The organism is Pseudomonas sp. AP3_22 TE3818 (assembly GCF_053628995.1).
This window is the reverse complement of the sequence record NZ_JBRJHL010000001.1, coordinates 2,774,706-2,793,126: the sequence shown is the minus strand read 5'-3', so window position 1 is coordinate 2,793,126 and position 18,421 is coordinate 2,774,706. Positions and strand designations below refer to the sequence as shown.

At 63.5% G+C, this 18,421-nt stretch carries 17 protein-coding genes; 11 read left to right on the top strand and 6 right to left on the bottom strand.

Translation table 11 applies throughout. From position 1 onward, the window contains the following. Window positions 1-51 precede the first annotated feature (51 nt). From AB7M25_RS12670 to AB7M25_RS12645, 6 genes are all read right to left on the bottom strand, one after another. On the bottom strand, window positions 52-1,059 hold the full coding sequence (locus AB7M25_RS12670) for a YeiH family protein (protein WP_429518712.1): 1,008 nt from the start codon (window positions 1,057-1,059) through the stop codon (window positions 52-54). A gap of 3 nt (window positions 1,060-1,062) precedes the next feature. Continuing rightward, window positions 1,063-2,337 (bottom strand): MFS transporter, encoded by a 1,275-nt coding sequence (locus AB7M25_RS12665; RefSeq protein ID WP_429384682.1) that lies wholly within the window; start codon window positions 2,335-2,337, stop codon window positions 1,063-1,065. Window positions 2,338-2,398: 61 nt separating this feature from the next. Continuing rightward, a complete protein-coding gene (locus AB7M25_RS12660; protein WP_454237398.1) occupies window positions 2,399-3,979 on the bottom strand; it encodes an acyl-CoA carboxylase subunit beta in 1,581 nt (526 codons plus the stop codon). Continuing rightward, entirely contained in the window at window positions 3,976-5,535 is a 1,560-nt protein-coding gene (locus AB7M25_RS12655; RefSeq protein WP_429384688.1) for a class I adenylate-forming enzyme family protein, read from the bottom strand. Before AB7M25_RS12655 ends, AB7M25_RS12660 begins: the two co-directional genes overlap by 4 nt. 65 nt (window positions 5,536-5,600) lie before the next feature. Then, a complete protein-coding gene (locus AB7M25_RS12650) occupies window positions 5,601-6,311 on the bottom strand; it encodes a GntR family transcriptional regulator (RefSeq protein ID WP_429384691.1) in 711 nt (236 codons plus the stop codon). Window positions 6,312-6,316: 5 nt separating this feature from the next. Continuing rightward, window positions 6,317-6,541 carry an acetyl-CoA carboxylase biotin carboxyl carrier protein subunit gene (locus AB7M25_RS12645; RefSeq protein ID WP_102699883.1) on the bottom strand — a complete coding sequence of 75 codons (225 nt, stop codon included), beginning with the start codon at window positions 6,539-6,541 and terminating at the stop codon, window positions 6,317-6,319. Window positions 6,542-6,737: 196 nt separating this feature from the next. On the opposite strand from AB7M25_RS12645, the gene AB7M25_RS12640 reads away from it, so the two are divergent. The 11 genes from AB7M25_RS12640 (at window position 6,738) to AB7M25_RS12590 (ending at window position 18,421) form a co-directional block, all read left to right on the top strand. Further along, window positions 6,738-7,205 carry an acetyl-CoA carboxylase biotin carboxyl carrier protein gene (locus AB7M25_RS12640; RefSeq protein ID WP_429384695.1) on the top strand — a complete coding sequence of 156 codons (468 nt, stop codon included), beginning with the start codon at window positions 6,738-6,740 and terminating at the stop codon, window positions 7,203-7,205. Next, complete coding sequence (gene accC, locus AB7M25_RS12635; RefSeq protein ID WP_429384698.1) at window positions 7,205-8,614, top strand: acetyl-CoA carboxylase biotin carboxylase subunit; 1,410 nt, start codon at window positions 7,205-7,207, stop codon at window positions 8,612-8,614. The genes AB7M25_RS12640 and accC overlap by 1 nt, the downstream gene beginning before the upstream one ends. Further along, window positions 8,611-10,005, top strand: a complete 1,395-nt coding sequence (locus AB7M25_RS12630; protein WP_454237397.1) for a hypothetical protein — start codon at window positions 8,611-8,613, stop codon at window positions 10,003-10,005. Before accC ends, AB7M25_RS12630 begins: the two co-directional genes overlap by 4 nt. Window positions 10,006-10,008: 3 nt before the next feature. Then, window positions 10,009-11,508: a hypothetical protein gene (locus AB7M25_RS12625; protein ID WP_454237396.1), complete on the top strand. Its 1,500-nt coding sequence runs from the start codon at window positions 10,009-10,011 to the stop codon at window positions 11,506-11,508. Window positions 11,509-11,515: 7 nt separating this feature from the next. Further along, window positions 11,516-11,932, top strand: coding sequence for a Zn-ribbon domain-containing OB-fold protein (locus AB7M25_RS12620; protein WP_429518721.1), 417 nt, complete (start codon window positions 11,516-11,518; stop codon window positions 11,930-11,932). Between the two features lie 8 nt (window positions 11,933-11,940). Continuing rightward, window positions 11,941-13,470: an AMP-binding protein gene (locus AB7M25_RS12615; protein WP_429384710.1), complete on the top strand. Its 1,530-nt coding sequence runs from the start codon at window positions 11,941-11,943 to the stop codon at window positions 13,468-13,470. Further along, window positions 13,467-14,651: a thiolase C-terminal domain-containing protein gene (locus tag AB7M25_RS12610; RefSeq protein WP_454237395.1), complete on the top strand. Its 1,185-nt coding sequence runs from the start codon at window positions 13,467-13,469 to the stop codon at window positions 14,649-14,651. The genes AB7M25_RS12615 and AB7M25_RS12610 overlap by 4 nt, the downstream gene beginning before the upstream one ends. Then, window positions 14,648-14,806, top strand: coding sequence for a hypothetical protein (locus AB7M25_RS12605; RefSeq protein WP_454237394.1), 159 nt, complete (start codon window positions 14,648-14,650; stop codon window positions 14,804-14,806). Before AB7M25_RS12610 ends, AB7M25_RS12605 begins: the two co-directional genes overlap by 4 nt. Next, on the top strand, window positions 14,803-16,344 hold the full coding sequence (locus AB7M25_RS12600) for an acyl-CoA carboxylase subunit beta (RefSeq protein WP_454237393.1): 1,542 nt from the start codon (window positions 14,803-14,805) through the stop codon (window positions 16,342-16,344). The genes AB7M25_RS12605 and AB7M25_RS12600 overlap by 4 nt, the downstream gene beginning before the upstream one ends. Window positions 16,345-16,393: 49 nt before the next feature. Then, window positions 16,394-17,128 carry an NAD(P)H-dependent oxidoreductase gene (locus AB7M25_RS12595; RefSeq protein WP_454237392.1) on the top strand — a complete coding sequence of 245 codons (735 nt, stop codon included), beginning with the start codon at window positions 16,394-16,396 and terminating at the stop codon, window positions 17,126-17,128. 138 nt (window positions 17,129-17,266) lie between these two features. Continuing rightward, window positions 17,267-18,421 carry an HD-GYP domain-containing protein gene (locus AB7M25_RS12590; protein ID WP_454237391.1) on the top strand — a complete coding sequence of 385 codons (1,155 nt, stop codon included), beginning with the start codon at window positions 17,267-17,269 and terminating at the stop codon, window positions 18,419-18,421.

Sequence of the window (18,421 nt, the reverse complement as noted above, 5' to 3'; positions counted from 1 at the left end):
CCGATCAATACCGCCGGACTCAGCGTCCTGCGCGGTATGGAACGACCCGACTCAACCGGCGAGTCGTATCAACAGCAACACCAGCCCCAGCAGGAACACGGTTTCACCGACCATCAACACAATGGGTTTGAGCCCCACCGTGGCCAGCTCCTTGAGCTGGATTTTCATCCCCAGCGCACTGATCGCGACCACCAGGCACCAGCTCGACATCTGATTGCCCAGGCTCTGCACCGCCGCAGGCACCCAGCCGAAACTGGTGACCGTCGCCAGCACCACGAAGGCCACGGCAAACCAGGGCAGCAACGGCGGCCGCTGACCGGTGTCGTTCCCGCCCTGGGAGCGGGTGATCAACACCGCGCAGACGATCACCGGCAGCAGCATGGCGATGCGCATCAGTTTCACCACCGTGGCGGTATCGCCGATGTCATGGGACATGCTGTACCCGGCACCCACCACCTGGGCGACGTCATGGATGGTGGCGCCGAGAAACACCCCGGCCTGCAGCGGGTCCAGACCGAGCGCCCGGGCAATCACCGGATAGACAATCATCGCCAGGGTCGAGAGGCTGGACACGCCAATCACCGTGAACAGCGTCGCGCGCTCCTTGGCAGAATGGGCCGGCAACGCCGCCGCCAGGGCCAGCGCCGCCGAAGCACCGCAAATGGCCGTGGCACCCCCGGACAACAGGCCGAACAGCACGTTGAAGCCCATGGCGCGCGCCGCCAGCATGGACACCACGATGGTCAGCACCACCGACACCACAACGATCAGCACCGGATGCCAGCCCAATGCCGCAATCTGCTCCAGGGAAATGCGCAGCCCCAGCAGGGCCACGCCCACCCGCAGGATTTCACGGGCGCTGAAGTCGATACCCGGCTTGCTCGGCCCCGCCGCCAGGAAATTCATGGCCATGCCGAGCAGCAGCGCCAACAGCATCACCGGCGCGTGGTATTGATCAGCCAGGAAGCGCGCGGCAATCGCCACGACAATGCTCGCCAGCACACCCGGCAGGTACTGGCTGACAACCGACTGAAACTGAATCACGGCGGACCTGGACATAAGCTAGACCTTGATTCCCATGGCCGGCAGCGCACGCGTGCTTTCACGCTTGATCCGCGCTGCCACATAAAAGAACAAGCCACCGAGCAGCAACGCCAGAACGTCGCTGACCAGCAACACACGGCTCAGCGGCGAAGCCACCCCGGCAGTGGTCAGCACATCACTGATCCAGCCCACAACAAAGGTGCCGAGCGCTACCGAGAACAGGTTCAGCAGCAACATCGAGCACCCCATGACCGTCGAACGCATGCGCACAGGCACGGCGCCCTGGATCGCGGTGGTCGCGCAACCGTACAGCGACATCAGCATGAAAATGCCCACCGCCATGCCGACGTAGAACAGTGGCGAGTCCGTCGGCACCAGGCGATAAGCGATCATGAACGGCGCACTCACCAGCACCAGCAGTACCAGCACACTGGCGGGGCCACCCTTGAAACGCGGGGCCAGGCGATCGCTCAAGACGCCACCGGCCAACGCGCCCAGCGAACCGAAGACAATCTGCATGACGCCCATGGTCGTGGCGATGGTCGCCGGGTCCATGCCGCGCTCGCGGGCGATCCACAATTGCGCGAACGAAATGCCCGGATAGACCAGATGCGCCAGCACGAAACCGGCCACCGTGTAGCGCACCACGCGGTTGCTGCGCAGCTCCGCGAACACCGCGGCCATCTGCGTCGTCAGGGACGCGCCGCGTTCCTGCACGGCGTGGCTGCTGCGTTTGTCGCTCATCAACATCAACGGCAGGCCGATGACAATCCCGGCAAGTCCCAGGAAGTGGAACGTGGTGCGCCAGCCATGGGCGGCGCCAAGGGTACCCGCCAACAAAAAGCTGCAACCGATGCCCAGTGGAATGCCGAGGTAGAACAGGCCCATCGCCGTGCCCCGGCGCTTCTCCGAGAACAATTCCATCAACAGTGCCGTGGCGGCAGGCACCAGCGCGGCTTCACCGGTGGCCACCATAAAACGCGCCGCCACCATTTGCTCGAAGTTCTGCACGTAGCCGGAGGCAATCGTGCAGGCGCTCCAGACCAGCATGCCGGCACCGATCACCCGTGGCCGGCTGTGCCGATCGGCCAGCGCGCCGAGAAACACCGCCATCACCCCGTAGCTCAGGACCCAGACCGCGCCGACCAGAAAGCCGTACTGGGCGTTATTGATCGCCAGCTCGCCGGTGATTTGCGGGGCGAAGCCGAGCAGGATATTGCGGTCCACCTGGGCCAGCAGGTGAATCACCATCAGCGTTGCCAAAACGGCGCAAGGACTCTTTTTCCAGAACATCGTCTGTACCTTTGAGTTGTTGTTATGAAGGTAAGGCCGGATGCCGCTCGTCCTGCCAGGACTAGCGCATGGTCCGCCGCTTCGGCCCAAGGGAAAGTGCGGTGACGCGATACGCGTCACCCACCCAGTTGCACAGCAATGGACGCGTGCTGTCCGGCTCGATGATGTCGATCACGCCAAAACGCTCGGCGGTACGCAGCGGTGAAGCCAGGGCCTGGTAATGCGCCTCCAGTTCCTTGCGCCGGGCCAGCGGGTCTTGCGCGGCAGCGATTTCCTGTTTGTAGGCAGCGGCCACGCCGCCCTCGATCGGGATCGAGCCCCACTGCGCCGAAGGCCAGGCAAAGCGGTGCGGCAAGGCGGTGCCCGTCGGGCCGTGCCAGGGGCTGACCATGGCGCCGGCGAGGCCGACACAGCGGCGCAGCACGATAGTGATGACCGGCACGCTCGCCTGCTCAATGGCATGCACTGCCTGCATCGCCGCAATCAGCGTGCCTTGCATTTCGGCTTCCTGGCCGGTCATCACCCCGGGCTGGTCGACGAGGTAGATGATCGGCAGATGAAAGGTGTCGCACAGGTCGATGAAACGGGTCTGCTTGAGCGCCGCCGCACGGGTCAGCGCACCGCCGCCGACGCGCGGGTTGTTGCAGATGATCCCCACCGGGTAGCCGTCGAGACGGGCGAACGCGGTGATGGTCGACGCACCGAAATCCGGGGACATCTCGAACAGGCTGTCCTTGTCCACCAGCGACTTGAGGATCTTGTGCGGGTTGAAGATCTTGCGCCGGTCATGGGGAATCGCATCGTTGAGCCAGGCGTCGCGGCGACCAGGGGAATCGGTCGATACCGCGCGCGGTGGCTGCTCCCAGACATTGCCCGGCAGGAATGAGAGAAAGCGCTTGGCCAGGTCCAGCGCCTCGGCGTCGCTGTTGGCCGCGAGGTTGATCATGCCGCTGTGGCGATGCACCTGGTCGTATCCGCCGAGGTCGTTCTTGTCGATATCGACGCCGAATGCCTGCTTCACCACCGGTGGGCCGGCCGCGAACACCTGGCTCTGGCCGCGCACCATGATCGACAGGTGCGAGGCGGCAACCCGCAGCGCACCGAGGCCGGCACAAGCACCGTGGGCGATACCGACAACGGGCACGGCACCCAGCAGGTTGGTGATCGGCAGCAAGGCATAACCCGGGATCTTGGTGTGGCCGAGCTTGTCGAGCAGCTTCACACTGCCGCCGGCGCTGTCGATCATGCGAATGATCGGCAACTTGTATTCCCAGGCATAACGGTCGGCGTAGATCCACTTTTCCGCGACCGCCGCCTCCGACGAGCCACCGCGAATGGTGAAGTCGTCCGCCGCGACCACGGTGCGTCGCTGCTCGATCTTGCCCACGCCAACCACCGCCGTGCTCGGCGTGGCGGAAGCGATCTTGCCCTCGGCCGTGTATTTCACGGCACCGGCGAGGATGCCGAACTCCTCGAAGCTTTCGCCATCGAGCAGGTGACCGATGCGTTCACGCGCCGTCAGCTTGCCCTGGGCATGATGCTTCTCCACCGCTTCCGGGCCGCCCAACGCATAGGCAACTTCACGGCGGGCGCGGATGTCGGCGAGTTCCAGGGACCATTCAGGGGCAACAGGCGTGCTCATGACGATTTCCTCTGCAGGCGCGCGAGATAGTCATCGCGCAGAATGTTTTTAACCACCTTGCCGGCGTTGTTGCGCGGCAGGGCGTCGACGAATTCGATCAGGCGCGGCTTCTTGTAGCCGGCGATCAGTGCGGCGCAGTGAATGCCGAGTGCTTCGTTGTCGACGGTGGTGCCTTCGCGGCGCACGACGAACGCTGCGATACGCTCGCCCCACTCGGCATCCGGCAAGCCCAGCACCGCGACTTCAAGCACCTGCGGATGGCTTTCCAGGGCGTCCTCGACTTCCCGCGCATAGACGTTGAAGCCACCGGAAATGATCATGTCCTTGTTGCGCCCGACGATATAAAGGAAGCCCTGCTCGTCGAGGTAGCCCAGATCGCCCGAGTAGTACCAGCCATCACGGATCGCCTCGGCTTCCAGATCGGGACGGCGCCAGAACGCCACTTCGCCGATGCCGTCGGTGGCGATGGCGATCTCGCCGATCTCCCCCACCGCCCTCTCTACACCCCGGGCGTCGCGCACCGTGATCTGCACGTTGGCGGTCGGTTTGCCGCAGGAGCGCAGCACGCCATCCTCTGTGTGTTCGTACGGATACAGCACCGCCAGCGGCTGCACCGCCTCGGTCATTCCGTACTGCTGGCGCATCACCGGACCGAACCGCGCCATGGCCCGACGGATCAGGTCGACGGAAGTCGGCGCGGTCCCGTAATGGATGCACCGCAGTGACGACAGATCGGCCGCGACCCCGCTGTCGAGGGTGTCGAGCAAACGCGTGAGCATGGTCGGCACGCACATCATTTGCGTGATGCGGTGGCGTTCGATTTGTTGCAGCGTTTCCAGCGGCTCGAACTTCTCCAGGATCACATTGCGCGCCCCCCGCAAGTAGCACGGCAACAGGTGCACGCCCGCGGCATGGGTCAAGGGGCCGACGTGCAACATCGCATCGGTCACGCCCAGGCTGTATTCCATGGCGTAGAAGTGGTTGGTCAGGCGCTCGTACCAACGCTTGACCGTATAGGTGACGCCCTTGGGTTTGCCGGTCGTGCCGGAGGTATAGGCGATACGCAGCAAGGCTTCGGGCGACACCTGGACGTTGGGCGCACCGGCCGGCATCGAGGCGAGTTGCTGGCGGTAATCGAGCACCTGCGGTGCCTGCCAGTCGAGCGCCATGACGTGACGCAGACTCTCGACGCGCCCCATGACCCCCAGGCTGATCTCGCGAAATTCCGGCCCCGCCACCAGCAGGCTCGCGCCAGCGTCGTCGAGGATCGCAATCTGCTCGGCCAGGGTATGCCGGGCGTTGAGCGCCACGTAGACCAGGCCGGCCTTCTCTGCAGCGAAAACGCTTTCTATCGCTTCAGGCGAATTGTCGAGCAACACGGCGACGCGCTCCCCCACTTGCAAGCCAAGGGAAATCAGGGCGTGGGCGAGACGGTTGCTGCCCGCCTCCACCTCGTCGTAAGTCAGTGCCGTGTTGCCGAAGATCAGCGCGGTGCGGCCGCGGTGTTGCCGGGCTGCCCAACTGAGCATGAGACCTGCGGTGCGTTTTTTTGTCATGATATTTTGTCTTATTGTCGACAATTAGACACAGCACTAGGGAGTGTTGTGCCCCCTGTGTACGGTTATTCCAAGTGGTTCAATGCCGCTTGATGGGAAGCGTTGATCAGCTCGACCATCAGGTTGCCGGCGGCGCTACTGTTGTTCTGCCCAAGTGCCTCGACCAACCCGCGCCAATAAACGGCGGAAGCCTGCCGACGCTCCGGTGAACGCAAGCCCAAGCGGGTGTAGCGTGCGGTCTGGATCGCCAGTGCACCCATCAGTTCTGCCAACTGCTTGTTGCCGCAGGACTGGAACAACACCGTGCTCAGGCGATAACTGCCCTGGGCATACTCGTCCAGCGCATCGGCTTGCCCGGCGATCAGTTCAAGCCGGGTGACGATGGCGTCCATCTGGTTGACGACCGATGCATCGAGATCGACCAGGTACTTGGCCAGCAATCCGGCCAGCACCGCGCGGATCTCGAACAGGTTGTCGATTTCCTGCCTGCTCAATGAAGTCACATGCGCGCCACGCTGCGGCACGATGGTCACGACGCCGACTTTCTCGAGAATGCGCAGGGCTTCGCGGATCGGACCACGGCTGACCTGGAAGTGATCGGCCAACTCCTGCTCACGCACCGAATCGCCCGGCCCGTATTCACCGCGCAAAATCGACAGCGTAATGCTCTCGGCAATCTGCTCCGGCATCGTCAGAACGCGCTGGCGACCGGCCCGCGTGATACCTATTGCACTACCGCCCTTGGCGGCCGACGCCGAACCTGCATTCATTGACATAGACTTCAATCGCACTCCATCAGCAAAACATCCTGGCCATCTTTCACTACGTCGCCTTCGGCAACGAGAACACTCACTACTCGACCGGACTCGAGCGCCATCAAGGGGATTTCCATCTTCATGGACTCCATGATGACCAGGGTCTGATCTTCTTCAACGATGTCGCCTTCGCGGACATGGATCTGCCACACCGTACCCGCGACATCCGACTTAACCGCGATTGTACTCATTCTCGCCCCCTCCAAAACACCACTGTTTTCTGAAATCGCCAGGCCTCTGGCCGTCGCGGGCTACGCTTTTTGTATCCAGCGCTGTGCGAACGCCTTGGCTCACGAACTGCAAATTACATGATTGTACGATTGTTGACAATCATACGTTTCGATGTTTTTATCCGACCAGGCAATTCGAACAACAAGAGGCCGAGGCATGTCGCTCACACATAAAGAAGCACGAAGAATCCTGGAGATCCTGGATCACACGACCCACCTGGACTTCCTTGAAGTCCGCGTCGGTGACACCACGCTGACCGCCAGCAAATCAGGCACGATCCAGCGCTCGCTGGCGCCTGCCCAAGGCGCCGCGCCGGCAACAACCGCATCGGCCGCCGCCCCTGCGGCAGCCGCGAGCGAGCCTGAAATCGCCGAGGGCCAGGTGGCCGTGCGGGCGACCATGATGGGCACCTTCTATCGCAAACCCAGCCCCGACCAGGCGTCGTTCGTTGAAGAAAACACCCTGGTGGAAACCGGCGCGCCGCTGTGCCTGGTGGAGGCCATGAAGCTCTTCAACACCCTCGCCTCCCCGGTGAAGGGCCGTGTGGTGCGCATCGTCGCCCAGGACCTGCAGATGGTTGAGCGCGACCAGATCTTGATGATTATTGAATCGGAGGCTCGTTGATGAGCAGCATTCCCGTGGCAACCCGTGACATTCGTCGGGTCCTGATCGCCAACCGTGGCGAAATCGCCGTTCGCATCGTGCGAGCCTGCAAGACCCTGGGTATCGAATCGGTGGCGGCGGTGTCCGAAGCCGACAGCGACAGCCTGGCCGCCCGCCTGGCCGACCAGTGCGTGATCATTGGCCCGCCGCCCGCCGCGCAAAGCTATTTGTGCGCCGAGTTGCTGGTCCGTACGGCGCTGGAGCATCGCTGCGACGCCATCCACCCCGGCTACGGCTTCCTGTCCGAACGCTCGCATTTCGCCCAGGCCTGCGAAGACGCCGGGCTGGTGTTCATCGGTCCGTCGGCACAGATCATCGATTCGATGGGCGACAAGATCACCGCCGTCGGTCTGGCGGAAAAAGCCGAAGTGCCACGCGTCCCCGGTTCCGATGCGGTGGCCGATGCCGAGACCGCACGCGGCATCGCCAGCGCGATCGGCTATCCGGTGCTGTTCAAGGCCACCGCCGGCGGCGGCGGACGTGGCATGCGCATCGTGCGCAGCGATGAAGAGGCCGAGGCGGCGTTCCGCTCGGCCTCTTCGGAAGCCCAGGCAGCCTTTGGCGATCCGACCCTGTACGTCGAGAAGTTCATCGAACTGGCGCGGCATATCGAAATCCAGATCATGGGCGATCGCCACGGCAACGTGGTGCACCTGGGCGAGCGCGAGTGCTCGACCCAGCGTCGTCACCAGAAGTTGATCGAGGAAGCCCCCTCCCCCAGCCTCGCCGCGCAAACCCGTGAGCAAATGGGTGAATGCGCCGTGCGTCTGGCGAAAAACGTCGGTTACTTCGGCGCGGGTACCATCGAATTCGTAGTCGATGACCGTGACGGCGCGTTCTATTTCCTGGAAATGAATACGCGCATCCAGGTCGAGCACCCGGTGACGGAAATGATCACGGGCTTCGATCTGGTGGCCGAGCAGATCCGCATCGCCGCCGGCCTGCCGCTGTCGTTCACTCAGGCCGACGTCAAGCTGAGCGGTCATGCCATCGAATGCCGGATCAACGCCGAAGACCCGGACCGCAATTTCCTGCCCAGCCCCGGCCTGGTGAGCGAGTGGCTGGCACCCAAGGGCCAGGGCGTGCGCGTCGACACCCACTGCTTCAGCGGTGCCACCGTGCCGCCGTTCTATGATTCGCTGCTGGCCAAACTGATCGTGCACGCGCCGACGCGCGGTGAGGCGATCGTGCTGATGCGCAAGGCGCTCGAGGACATGAAAGTCGTTGGTCTGTCGACCACCGCCAGCTTCCACCACGCCGTGCTCGATCATCCGGATTTCGTCGCCGGCCGCGTCACCACGCGCTGGGTCGAAGACGTGTTCGTACCGGCCCGCAAGCAGGCGTTGAAACAAGCCAGGGAGCGCGCATGAGCATGACTACTTTGGTCGATGTCAGCCTCAGTGACGGCCAGACCGCTGTCTGGGGTGGTGCCGCCAGCACCGCGATGTTGCTGGGGACGATGAGTTCGCTGGGGCACGCGCGTCTTGCCGCCATCGAAGTCTTGAGCCCGGCGGTGATCGCCCAGTGCGTCAGCCGTGAGGAAAACCCGCTGCAACGCGTTGCTGCGCTGCGCGAGCGCGCCAATGGCACGCCGTTGCGCGCCACGGTGAATCTGCTGGCGACCCATGGCTATATCGATGTGCTGTCGGGCGAGGCACTGAACACCTGGCTGCGAATGCTCGCCCGGCATGGCATCAGCGAGGTCGTATTGATCGATCCGCAGCTGGATTTCCAGCGTCTGGACAGCGCTGTGCAAATGGCCTTGGCCAACGGCCTGAGCGTCATCGCCGCCCTGCCCTACGTCGACGATGATGAACACAGCGATGCCCACTATTCGGCAGCGGCTGCACGACTCGCCCAGACCGGCGCACAGCGCATCATGTTGCGCGACGAAGCCGGCCTGCTGCATGTCGATCGCCTGCCCGGGTTGCTTTCAGCACTGCGCGATGGCCTCGATGGCACGCCGCTGGACCTGCACACTCGCTGCCATACCGGGCTCGGCCCGCAGGTGGCACTGGAGGCGATCCGACTGGGCATCGAACGTCTCGATGCCGCGCTGCCCTGTGTCGCCAATGGTGCATCGACGCCTGCGCTGCCCCTGCTGGTGCGCTCCGCGGCGTTGCTCGAACTGTCGCTGCTAGCCCCGGACCCGGACCGTATAAAAGCAGCCGAGGACCAGTTCGCCGCCGTGGCGGATCAGCAAGGCTTCCCCGAAAGCCAGCCCTGGGCATTCGACCTGGCGCCTTACGAACATCAACTGCCAGGTGAAATCGCCGCCGACGCCATGCAGGCCTTGCGCTCGCGCGGACGCCTGGCGGATCTGTTCGGGTTTGCCCGCGAGTGCACGCGCATACGCCAGGAGTTGGGTAACCCGCCGATGCTGCCGCCCTTCGCACAGGCGATTGCACGACAGGCACTCGAACATCTGGATGCCGAACCACGCTATGCCACGCTGCAACCCGCCTTGCGCCGCTGGCTGCAAGGCTGCTACGGCCCGATCGACACGTCACTGACCCGCCTGCAACAACGCATCGGCGCGGTCGCGACGCCGTGCCGCCCGATCAATCTGTCCACCGATGATGCCTTGGCCGCCCTGATCTGCGGCTGCCCGGCACTGCCGCCTTTTCAGAAGCTTGAGTATGAAATCCGCACCCCCGAGCAAGCCCTGACCCAAGGGCTGCTGCAACGCTGGCCCGGCTACACCGTACTGAGTGTCACAGGCCCGGGCCTGTCCATCCATCTCGAACACAGCAAGGGGTGACATGTGCTGAATCAACTACGCGAAAAAGTGAATGCGGAGTTCATCCGCACCGGCAAACGTCGCCGAATCCAGCTGGTCGATGCCACCTTGCGTGACGCGCACCAGTGCCTGTGGGCCACGCGCATGCGCACCGAGCACATGCTGCCGATGGCCGAGCGTCTGGATGCCCTGGGCTTCGATGCGATAGAAGCCATTGCCCTGGTGCAGTTCGACGCCAGTGTATTGTTCCTCAACCAGAGCCCGCTGGAACGGCTGCGCCTGTTGTCCGAGCGCATCCGCCACACGCCGCTGCGTGGCATCGTGCGCAGCAACATGCTGCGCAGCTTCTACCCCGAGCCGGACGACCTGAGCGAGTTGTACGTCGAACGCCTGGTCGCCAACGGTGCGCGGGATATCGGCTTCCTCGACTCCCTGCATTGCTGGGACAACCTCGTCCCGGCCATCGCCACCGCCAAGCGTCTGGGCGCTACGACCACCCTGGCGATGATCTACAACCTGGCGCCGGGCTACGACGCAGCGTTCTACGCCGCCAAGGCGCGCGAGGCGATCGAGCGCTTCGACATCGACGCCTTTGCCTTCGGCGATGCCGGCGGCAGCATGACTGTCGAGCAAGTGCGCAGCATTGTGCCGGCGATCAAAGCCGTGATCGGCGACCGCCCGCTGGAAGTGCTCACCCATTGCCTGAACGCCACCGGTTCGCTGGTGGCGCTGGAGGCGGCGGTGCACGGTGCCGACCGCCTGCTGTGCTCGATCGATCCGCTGGCCAACGGCAACGCCGGGCCGTCGGCACAGATGCTGGCGCGCAACCTGCGCGAGATCGGCTTGGAGGTCAGTTTCGACGACCGCGCGGCAGACGAAGTCGGTGACTACCTCACCGGCATCGCCGAAGAAAACGGCTTCCCCGTGGGCGTCCCGGCGGAATACGACCCGGCGCACTTTGTCACCCAGTACGCCGGGGGCGCGATGTCCAACCTGCAATCGCAGCTGCAACTGGCGGGCATCGCCGACAAGCTGCCGGTGGTGCTCGAAGAGATCGCGCGCATCCGCGTTGAACTCGGCTCGCCGGTGATGGCCACGCCCTTCCCCGCGATGATCGCCGCGCAAGCGGTGATGAACGTGCTGAGCGGCGAGCGTTACAAGGTGGTGCCGGATGAAGTGAAAAAGTACGTGTGCGGCTACTTCGGCGCCCTGCCACTGCCGGTGGACCCCGACGTCAAGGATCGTGTGCTCGCCAACGGTTCCCGCGAAATCGCCATGCAACCACCGCTGCTGGCGCCAAGAGTCCCTGAGCTGCGTCGCCGCTATCCCGGCCTGTCGGACGATGAACTGCTGCTGCGGGCCATGTACGGCGACGAAAAAATCACCGGCCTGATTCCGACCGCGATCGACGACACCTTCAGTGTGCGTCGTCCGCTGAACGAGCTGATCGCCGGTCTGGCCGGGCTGCCAGAACAACGTCATGTGCATATCGCCATGGCCGGTTTCGAATTGCGCACTCACTGAGGCTGCCATGTCGACTTCCATCCCGACACGACCACTGCCGCAACCCACCGCCGAAACGGCCGCCTATTGGGCGGCCGCGCAGGAACAACGATTGGTCATCCAGCGTTGCGCGAGTTGCGGCAACTGCCAGTTCTACCCGCGCGCATTCTGCATCGGCTGCCTGTCCGAGCGCATCGAGTGGATCGATGCCAGCGGCCAGGGGCGCATCTATTCCTGGACGGTCAGCCGCATTGCCCCGTCGCCGGCCTTCGAGGGCCGGCTGCCTTATGTCGTCGCGCTGATCGACCTCGATGAAGGCGTCCGGCTGGTCGCCAACATCCTCGACGCCGACCTTGAGCGCGTGCGGATCGGCGCCGCCGTCAGGGTCTGTTTCGAAACCGTCAGCGAATCCTGCACGCTGCCCCAGTTCACTCTTTTGGATTAGCCGTCACCATGGAAATGATCACCGACTACTTCGATGCCGGCGCCAATCGCCATCCCGATAACACCTGCCTGCAAGGCACCGGCTTCAGCCTCACCTACGCCCAGGTGCAGGCCGAATCCCACGCGATCGGTCATGCCCTGTCCCTGCTGCGCCTGCGATCCGCCCATGTCGGCGTGCTGGCACCCAATCACCCGTTGGGTTTCGTCGCCATGCTGGGCGCATTGCGTGCGGGGGCGACGTTCGTGCCGCTCAACGCCCGCGACTCGATCGACAGCCTGATCTGGTTCATGAGCTTCACCCAATTGTCGGTGCTGGTCCTGCATTCCCAGTATGCCGAACATGCCGAACGCATCCGCGCAGGCGTACCGACGCTGACCACGGTGATCGGCCTGGACCAGCCAATCGCCGGTTTGAGCATCGCCGACTGGTGTCGCGAACACGCCGGCCAGCGCTGCACCGTGCGTAACTCGCTGGACGACACCGCCCTGATCAAATCCTCGGGCGGCACCACCGGCCGGCCGAAAGCGATTATGCAAAGCCACCGCGCGCTGCTGGCCTGCTACCGCATCAGCAATCAGTTCATGCCACCGGCGAAAAGCCCGGCGCACCTGGTCGTGGCACCACTGACCCACGCCGCTGGCGCGACCGCCATGGCGCTGTCGATTTTCGGCACGCGCAACGTCATCGCAGCGTCCGCCGATCCGGGTGTCGTGCTGGAAACCATCGAGCGCGAACGCATCACCCACCTGTTCCTGCCGCCGACCCTGATCTACCGACTGCTGTCGCACCCGGATGCCCGGACCCGCGACTGCTCCTCACTGGAATACGTGATCTACGGCGCGGCGCCGATGTCCGTGGACAAGCTGCGCGAGGGCATTGCCCTGTGGGGACCGGTGTTCATGCAGGCCTACGGTCAATCCGAAGTGCCTGGGGTGATCACTCTGCTGACTCGCGAAGACCATATGCGCGACGGCAAGCACCTGGGCTCGGCCGGTCGCCCCACCGGGGCCTGCGAAGTGGCGCTGATGGATGAAGAAGGACGCTTCGTCGAGCCTGGCGAACGCGGCGAAATCGTCGCCCGCGGCGAGCTGGTCGCGCCGGGTTACTACGACAATCCGCAAGCCAACGCCGAGGCCCGCCGCTTCGGCTGGCATCACACCGGCGACATCGGCGTGTTCGACGAAGGCGGCTATCTGTACATCGTCGATCGCACCAAGGACATGATCATCTCCGGCGGTTTCAATATTTACCCGAGCGAGATCGAGCAAGTGATCTGGGCGCATCCGGCGGTGATGGATTGTGCGGTGGTCGGACTGCCCGATGCCGACTGGGGCGAGAAAGTCATCGCCGTGATCGAACTCAAGGCCGGCGCCAGCGCGACCGCCGAGGAATTCGTCGCGATCTGCCGCGAAAAACTCGGCAGCCTGAAAACGCCCAAGCAAGTGTTGTTCTGGGAGAGCCTGCCGCGCAGTCCGGTCGGCAAGGTATTGAAGAAAGACGTGCGCGCGCAGCTCGTCGCCCAGGAGGCGCAAGCATGAGCAACGACCCTTCCCACCTCGCGGGCCGCTACGCCATCGTCGGTGTCGGCGAGGCCGGGCTTGGCAAGGCGGCGCCTGGCGACACCGCACTGTCGCTGCAATGCCGCTCGGCCCGTGACGCCCTGCTCGATGCCGGCCTCACCCTGGCCGATGTCGATGGGGTTTTCGCGCACTGGGACGACCGCGCCAACGCGCTGCTGGTGAGCGAGTACCTGGGCATCACGCCGCGTCATGTCGACAGCACGGTGGTCGGCGGCGGTTCGCCGCTCACCCATTTGATCCACGCCATGGCCGCGATCGAGACGGGGTTGTGCTCGGTGGCGCTGGTCACCTACGGCAGTACCCAGCGACTGGATCAAAGCCGCAATCGCGGCGGCGTCATCAACGACCCGCGCTCGCCGTCGGGACAATTTGTTGCGCCTTACGGTGTACTGAGTCCGATCAGCTGGTACGCGATGCTCGCGCAGCAGTATTTGCATCGTTACCACGCGAGCGAGGAGGACCTCGGCGAGGTGGCGATCAACGCACGACGCTGGGCACAGTTGAATCCTCAGGCGACGCTGCGCAAACCGCTGACGATGGAGGAGTACCTGGCGTCGCCACTGATCTCGGACCCGCTGCGCAAGGCCGATATTTGCCTGGTCAGCGACGGCGCCGGTGCGTTGGTTCTCACCAAAGCCGACCGCGCACGCACGCTGGCGAAACCGCCGGTGTACATCCGTGGCTACGCCGATACCTACCGGCACCACGTCACGCCGCTGGGCTCGACCGACTGGCTCGCCCCTGGCGTCATCGCCGACTGCGCCGAGCGTGCGCTTTGCATGTCCGGCATCGCGCGCGACGAATTGAGCATGGTGCAGATCTACGATGCGTTCACCATCAACGTGCTCGTCGCGCTCGAAGCCCTGGGTTTCTGCCCACCCGGCCAGGGCGGCGCGTTTTTGCGCAGCGGCATTGCCGCGCCCGGCGGTGCATTGCCGGTCAATACCTCCGGTGGCGGGCTGGCCTTCAACCACTCCGGCCAGTTCGGCATGCAATTGATAATCGAATCTGTGCGTCAGCTGCGTGGCGAATGCGCCGGGCGCCAGGTCGCCAACGCCAGCAGTTGCCTGGTCCAGGCCAGCGGGCTGTTGATGTCGGCGTTCATGACCCTGGTTCTGGCAAAGGGTGATCGACCATGAAGACGACAATCCCGATCCGCACCCTGCAGGCCCTTCGTCTGTTCGACTGGGGCGATGGCGCCCGTCTGTACGAAGTGCCGCAAGTCCTGCGCACATTGCGTCACGGCGAAATCGTCGGACGTGTCGTCATGGTTCCCAATGAGACCTCACGATGACCTGCGAACATCCATCACCGGAACAGCAACTGCAAGCCCGCCGCGAAAACGCCCTGCAAATGGGTGGCGAGGCCAAGCTCCAGGCGCGTCGCGAGGCTGGCGTGCTCAATGCACGCGAACGACTGGAGGGCCTGCTCGACCCGCAGTCGTTCAGCGAAATCGGCATGCTCGCCCACGCCTCCCGGCCCGAGGACCGGGACAGCACGCCGGCGGACGGCAAGATCACCGGTTTCGGTCGCATCGATTCGCGTCGGGTGGCCGTGGTGTCCAACGACATGACGGTCAAAGGTGCGTCGTCTTCATGGATCAATGCACGCAAGATCGCTTACATGAAGGAATGCGCCACCCGCAATGGCATGCCGCTGATCTTTCTTGGCGAATCGTCCGGCCAGCGCATGCAGGACGCGATGGGCGCAGCGAGCATGGCCAGTGCCGGTCAGGACGCCCAGCAATACTGCCGGCGCCGCGAAACCCCGTGGGTCAGCGCGGTACTGGGCCCGTGTTTTGGATCGGCAAGCTGGTACTCGTGCCTGGCGGACTTCACCGTCATGCGCAAGGGTGCATTGCTCGCCGTCTCCAGCCCCAAAGTCACCTCCGTGGCGATCGGTGAATCCTCGGACGCCGAAGAACTCGGCGGCTGGCGCATGCATGCTGAAATCACCGGGCTGGCCGACAGGGTGGTCAACACTGACCAGGAAGCATTGACCGCTATCCGGCAGTTTCTCAGCTACCTGCCCTCTCACTCGAATGAAACACCCGCCCTCCTGCCCTGCGGACCCGAGGATCGACCGGACCCGGCGGGCCCGGAAACCATCGTCCCGGTGGAGCGCAGCAAAACCTACGACATGCGCAAGCTGCTGGCGACGCTGGTCGATCGCGACAGCCTGTTTGCGCTCAAGGACCGATTCGGCCGCTCGGTCGTTACCGCTCTCGCCCGCCTTGAAGGCGCCAGCATCGGGATCGTCGCCTCCAATCCGCAATTCAAGGGCGGAGCGCTGGACGCCGATGCCTGCCGCAAGGCCACCGGCTTCATCGCAATGTGCGACTCGTTCAACATTCCGCTGGTGTTTCTTGTCGATACGCCTGGCTTCCTCGTGGGCATCGAAGGCGAGAAACGCAGCGCACCGGCGCACATCATGAACATGATCCACGCCGTACAACTGTGCTCGGTACCCAAGCTCTCGGTGATCGTGCGCAAGAGTTTCGGCCAGGCCTATCTGAATTTCGGCGGTGGCCGCAACAGCGACCAGTCGGCCGCCTGGTGCTCGGCCGACGTCAGCTTCGTCGACCCGGGCGTGGCGGTCAGCGTCGTGCATGACGTGACGCGCGAGACGGATCCCGAGCGCTACGAGCGCCTGTACGCTGAATTCTCAAAAGACACCTCGGCCTTTGCACTGGCCGGTGCGCTGGGCACTCACGAGGTGATTACGCCGGGAGAAACCCGTCGTTTTCTCGTCGAGGCACTGGCGGCACAGCGGCGCGCCATCAATAACGGCATCGGGCGCCACGAAATGCGCACATGGCCCACCTACTTTTGACCGGCGCGAGTGCACTTCACTCAGCCCTTCGCGAATTCAAGGAATCGCCATGAATGTCTTAATCGTACATGCCCATCCCGAACCAAAATCCTTCACCGCCGCCTTGCGCGACCAAGCGGTTGAGACCCTGCAATCCCAAGGGCATCAGGTCCGGGTATCCGACCTGTACGAAATGAACTGGAATCCGGTGGCCGGTGCCGGGGATTTCCGCGCCCGGGAAAACCCCGAGTATCTGGTCTACGCACTTGAGCAACGACGCAGCAGCCAAGAACAGACACTCGCCGCCGATATCCAGCAAGAGTTGGACAAGCTGTTGTGGGCGGACCTGCTGATCCTCAACTTCCCGGTTTACTGGTTCTCGACACCGGCCATCCTCAAGGGCTGGATCGATCGGGTTCTGGTGTCCGGCATCTGTTACGGCGGCAAGCGTTTCTACGATCAGGGCGGTCTGCGCGGCAAGAAAGCCCTGGTGACCGTGACCCTGGGCGGGCGCGAACACATGTTCGGCGACAACGCCATCCATGGTCCATTGGAAGACATGCTGCGCCCGCTACTGCGCGGAACCCTGGCCTATGTCGGCATGGACGTGCTGCAGCCATTTGTCGGTTGGCATGTGCCGTACATCACGGATGAAGCTCGACAGGATTTCCTGAAGGGGTACCGCCAACGCCTGGAAAACATCGGCGAGGATCACCCCATCGCGTACCCGCGCTTGAGTCAGTTTGATGATCGACTCTATCCCCTTGGAGTCGCGCCAGAAGAACCGGACACCACCTGCTGTTGATGCCGCCAGGCTTCGGGTAAGCAAGCGGCCCTTCAGGGGGGGTGAGCCGATGCCCGGCAATTGCCATGAATAGAGCTACGCTTGTCTGCAATGGAGGAACTTTGCGCAATCCTTCATAGGGCAGCGGAGCCTAAAGACATGGACATTGAACAGGATGTTTATCCTGCGGCCACCGTTCTGGTGGTCGATGACACGCCAGACAACTTGATGCTGATGACCGACCTGCTCAAGGACAAGTTTCGGGTCAAGGCCGCCAACAGCGGCGAAGCGGCGTTACGCGTGCTACAAAGTAATCCGCTGCCGGACCTGATCCTGCTCGACATCATGATGCCGGGGTTGTCGGGTCATGACGTGGCCCGGCACCTGCAGAAAGATCCGCGCACCCGCCAGATTCCAATTATTTTTCTCACTGCCCTGGCGTCAATGGAAAACGAAATCCAGGGCCTGGAGCTGGGCGCGGTCGACTACATCACCAAGCCGATCAGTCCGCCATTGGTCCTGGCCCGGGTGCAGACCCAACTGAAGATCAAGGCCGCGGCTGACTTCCTTCGCGATCAGAATGACTTCCTCGAACTGGAGGTCCAGCGCCGCACCCGTGAAGTGATGGCCATTCAGGACGTCACTATCCAGGCCATGGCTTCACTGGCCGAAACCCGCGACAACGAAACGGGCAACCACATCCGTCGTACTCAACACTACGTCAGGCTGCTGGCTGAACTGTTGCGCGATCATCCGCGTTTCAGTCAATTCCTGAACGATGACAGCATCCGCCAGTTGTTCAGGTCGGCACCGCTGCACGATATCGGCAAGATCGGCATTGCTGATCACATCCTGCTTAAACCGGGGCGTTTCACCCCGGAAGAATTCGAGATCATGAAAACCCACACCACCCTGGGGCGCGATGCCATTCAACGTGCCGAGGATCAGTTGGGCCTTTCGGTGGACTTTCTGCGCATGGCCAAGGAAATCGCCTACAGCCACCAGGAAAAGTGGGATGGCAGCGGCTACCCGCAGGGACTGGTTGGCGAAGAAATCCCGATGAGTGCCCGATTGATGGCGGTGGCAGATGTCTATGACGCACTGATCAGTCGTCGTGTGTACAAGGCTGGAATGCCGCACGAACAGGCCGTGGAGATCATTCGACAGGGGCGTTCGACTCACTTCGACCCAGACGTCTGTGATGCTTTCCTTGCCAACGCCGAGCAATTCCATGTCATCGCCGAACGTTTTGCGGACAGCGACCAGGACATGGCCCGGCTGGTCGACCTGCAACGCACTGTCCAGAAACCCTGA

What these genes read in the sequence shown, in the direction of transcription:
- AB7M25_RS12650 (WP_429384691.1), bottom strand. Translation starts at nt 6,311, where the DNA reads ATGTCAATGAATGCAGGTTCGGCGTCGGCCGCCAAGGGCGGTAGTGCA.
- AB7M25_RS12660 (WP_454237398.1), bottom strand. Translation starts at nt 3,979, where the DNA reads ATGAGCACGCCTGTTGCCCCTGAATGGTCCCTGGAACTCGCCGACATC.
- AB7M25_RS12655 (WP_429384688.1), bottom strand. Translation starts at nt 5,535, where the DNA reads ATGACAAAAAAACGCACCGCAGGTCTCATGCTCAGTTGGGCAGCCCGG.
- AB7M25_RS12610 (WP_454237395.1), top strand. Translation starts at nt 13,467, where the DNA reads ATGAGCAACGACCCTTCCCACCTCGCGGGCCGCTACGCCATCGTCGGT.
- AB7M25_RS12590 (WP_454237391.1), top strand. Translation starts at nt 17,267, where the DNA reads ATGGACATTGAACAGGATGTTTATCCTGCGGCCACCGTTCTGGTGGTC.
- AB7M25_RS12605 (WP_454237394.1), top strand. Translation starts at nt 14,648, where the DNA reads ATGAAGACGACAATCCCGATCCGCACCCTGCAGGCCCTTCGTCTGTTC.
- AB7M25_RS12670 (WP_429518712.1), bottom strand. Translation starts at nt 1,059, where the DNA reads ATGTCCAGGTCCGCCGTGATTCAGTTTCAGTCGGTTGTCAGCCAGTAC.
- AB7M25_RS12615 (WP_429384710.1), top strand. Translation starts at nt 11,941, where the DNA reads ATGGAAATGATCACCGACTACTTCGATGCCGGCGCCAATCGCCATCCC.
- accC (WP_429384698.1), top strand. Translation starts at nt 7,205, where the DNA reads ATGAGCAGCATTCCCGTGGCAACCCGTGACATTCGTCGGGTCCTGATC.
- AB7M25_RS12645 (WP_102699883.1), bottom strand. Translation starts at nt 6,541, where the DNA reads ATGAGTACAATCGCGGTTAAGTCGGATGTCGCGGGTACGGTGTGGCAG.
- AB7M25_RS12640 (WP_429384695.1), top strand. Translation starts at nt 6,738, where the DNA reads ATGTCGCTCACACATAAAGAAGCACGAAGAATCCTGGAGATCCTGGAT.
- AB7M25_RS12600 (WP_454237393.1), top strand. Translation starts at nt 14,803, where the DNA reads ATGACCTGCGAACATCCATCACCGGAACAGCAACTGCAAGCCCGCCGC.
- AB7M25_RS12595 (WP_454237392.1), top strand. Translation starts at nt 16,394, where the DNA reads ATGAATGTCTTAATCGTACATGCCCATCCCGAACCAAAATCCTTCACC.
- AB7M25_RS12665 (WP_429384682.1), bottom strand. Translation starts at nt 2,337, where the DNA reads ATGTTCTGGAAAAAGAGTCCTTGCGCCGTTTTGGCAACGCTGATGGTG.
- AB7M25_RS12620 (WP_429518721.1), top strand. Translation starts at nt 11,516, where the DNA reads ATGTCGACTTCCATCCCGACACGACCACTGCCGCAACCCACCGCCGAA.
- AB7M25_RS12630 (WP_454237397.1), top strand. Translation starts at nt 8,611, where the DNA reads ATGAGCATGACTACTTTGGTCGATGTCAGCCTCAGTGACGGCCAGACC.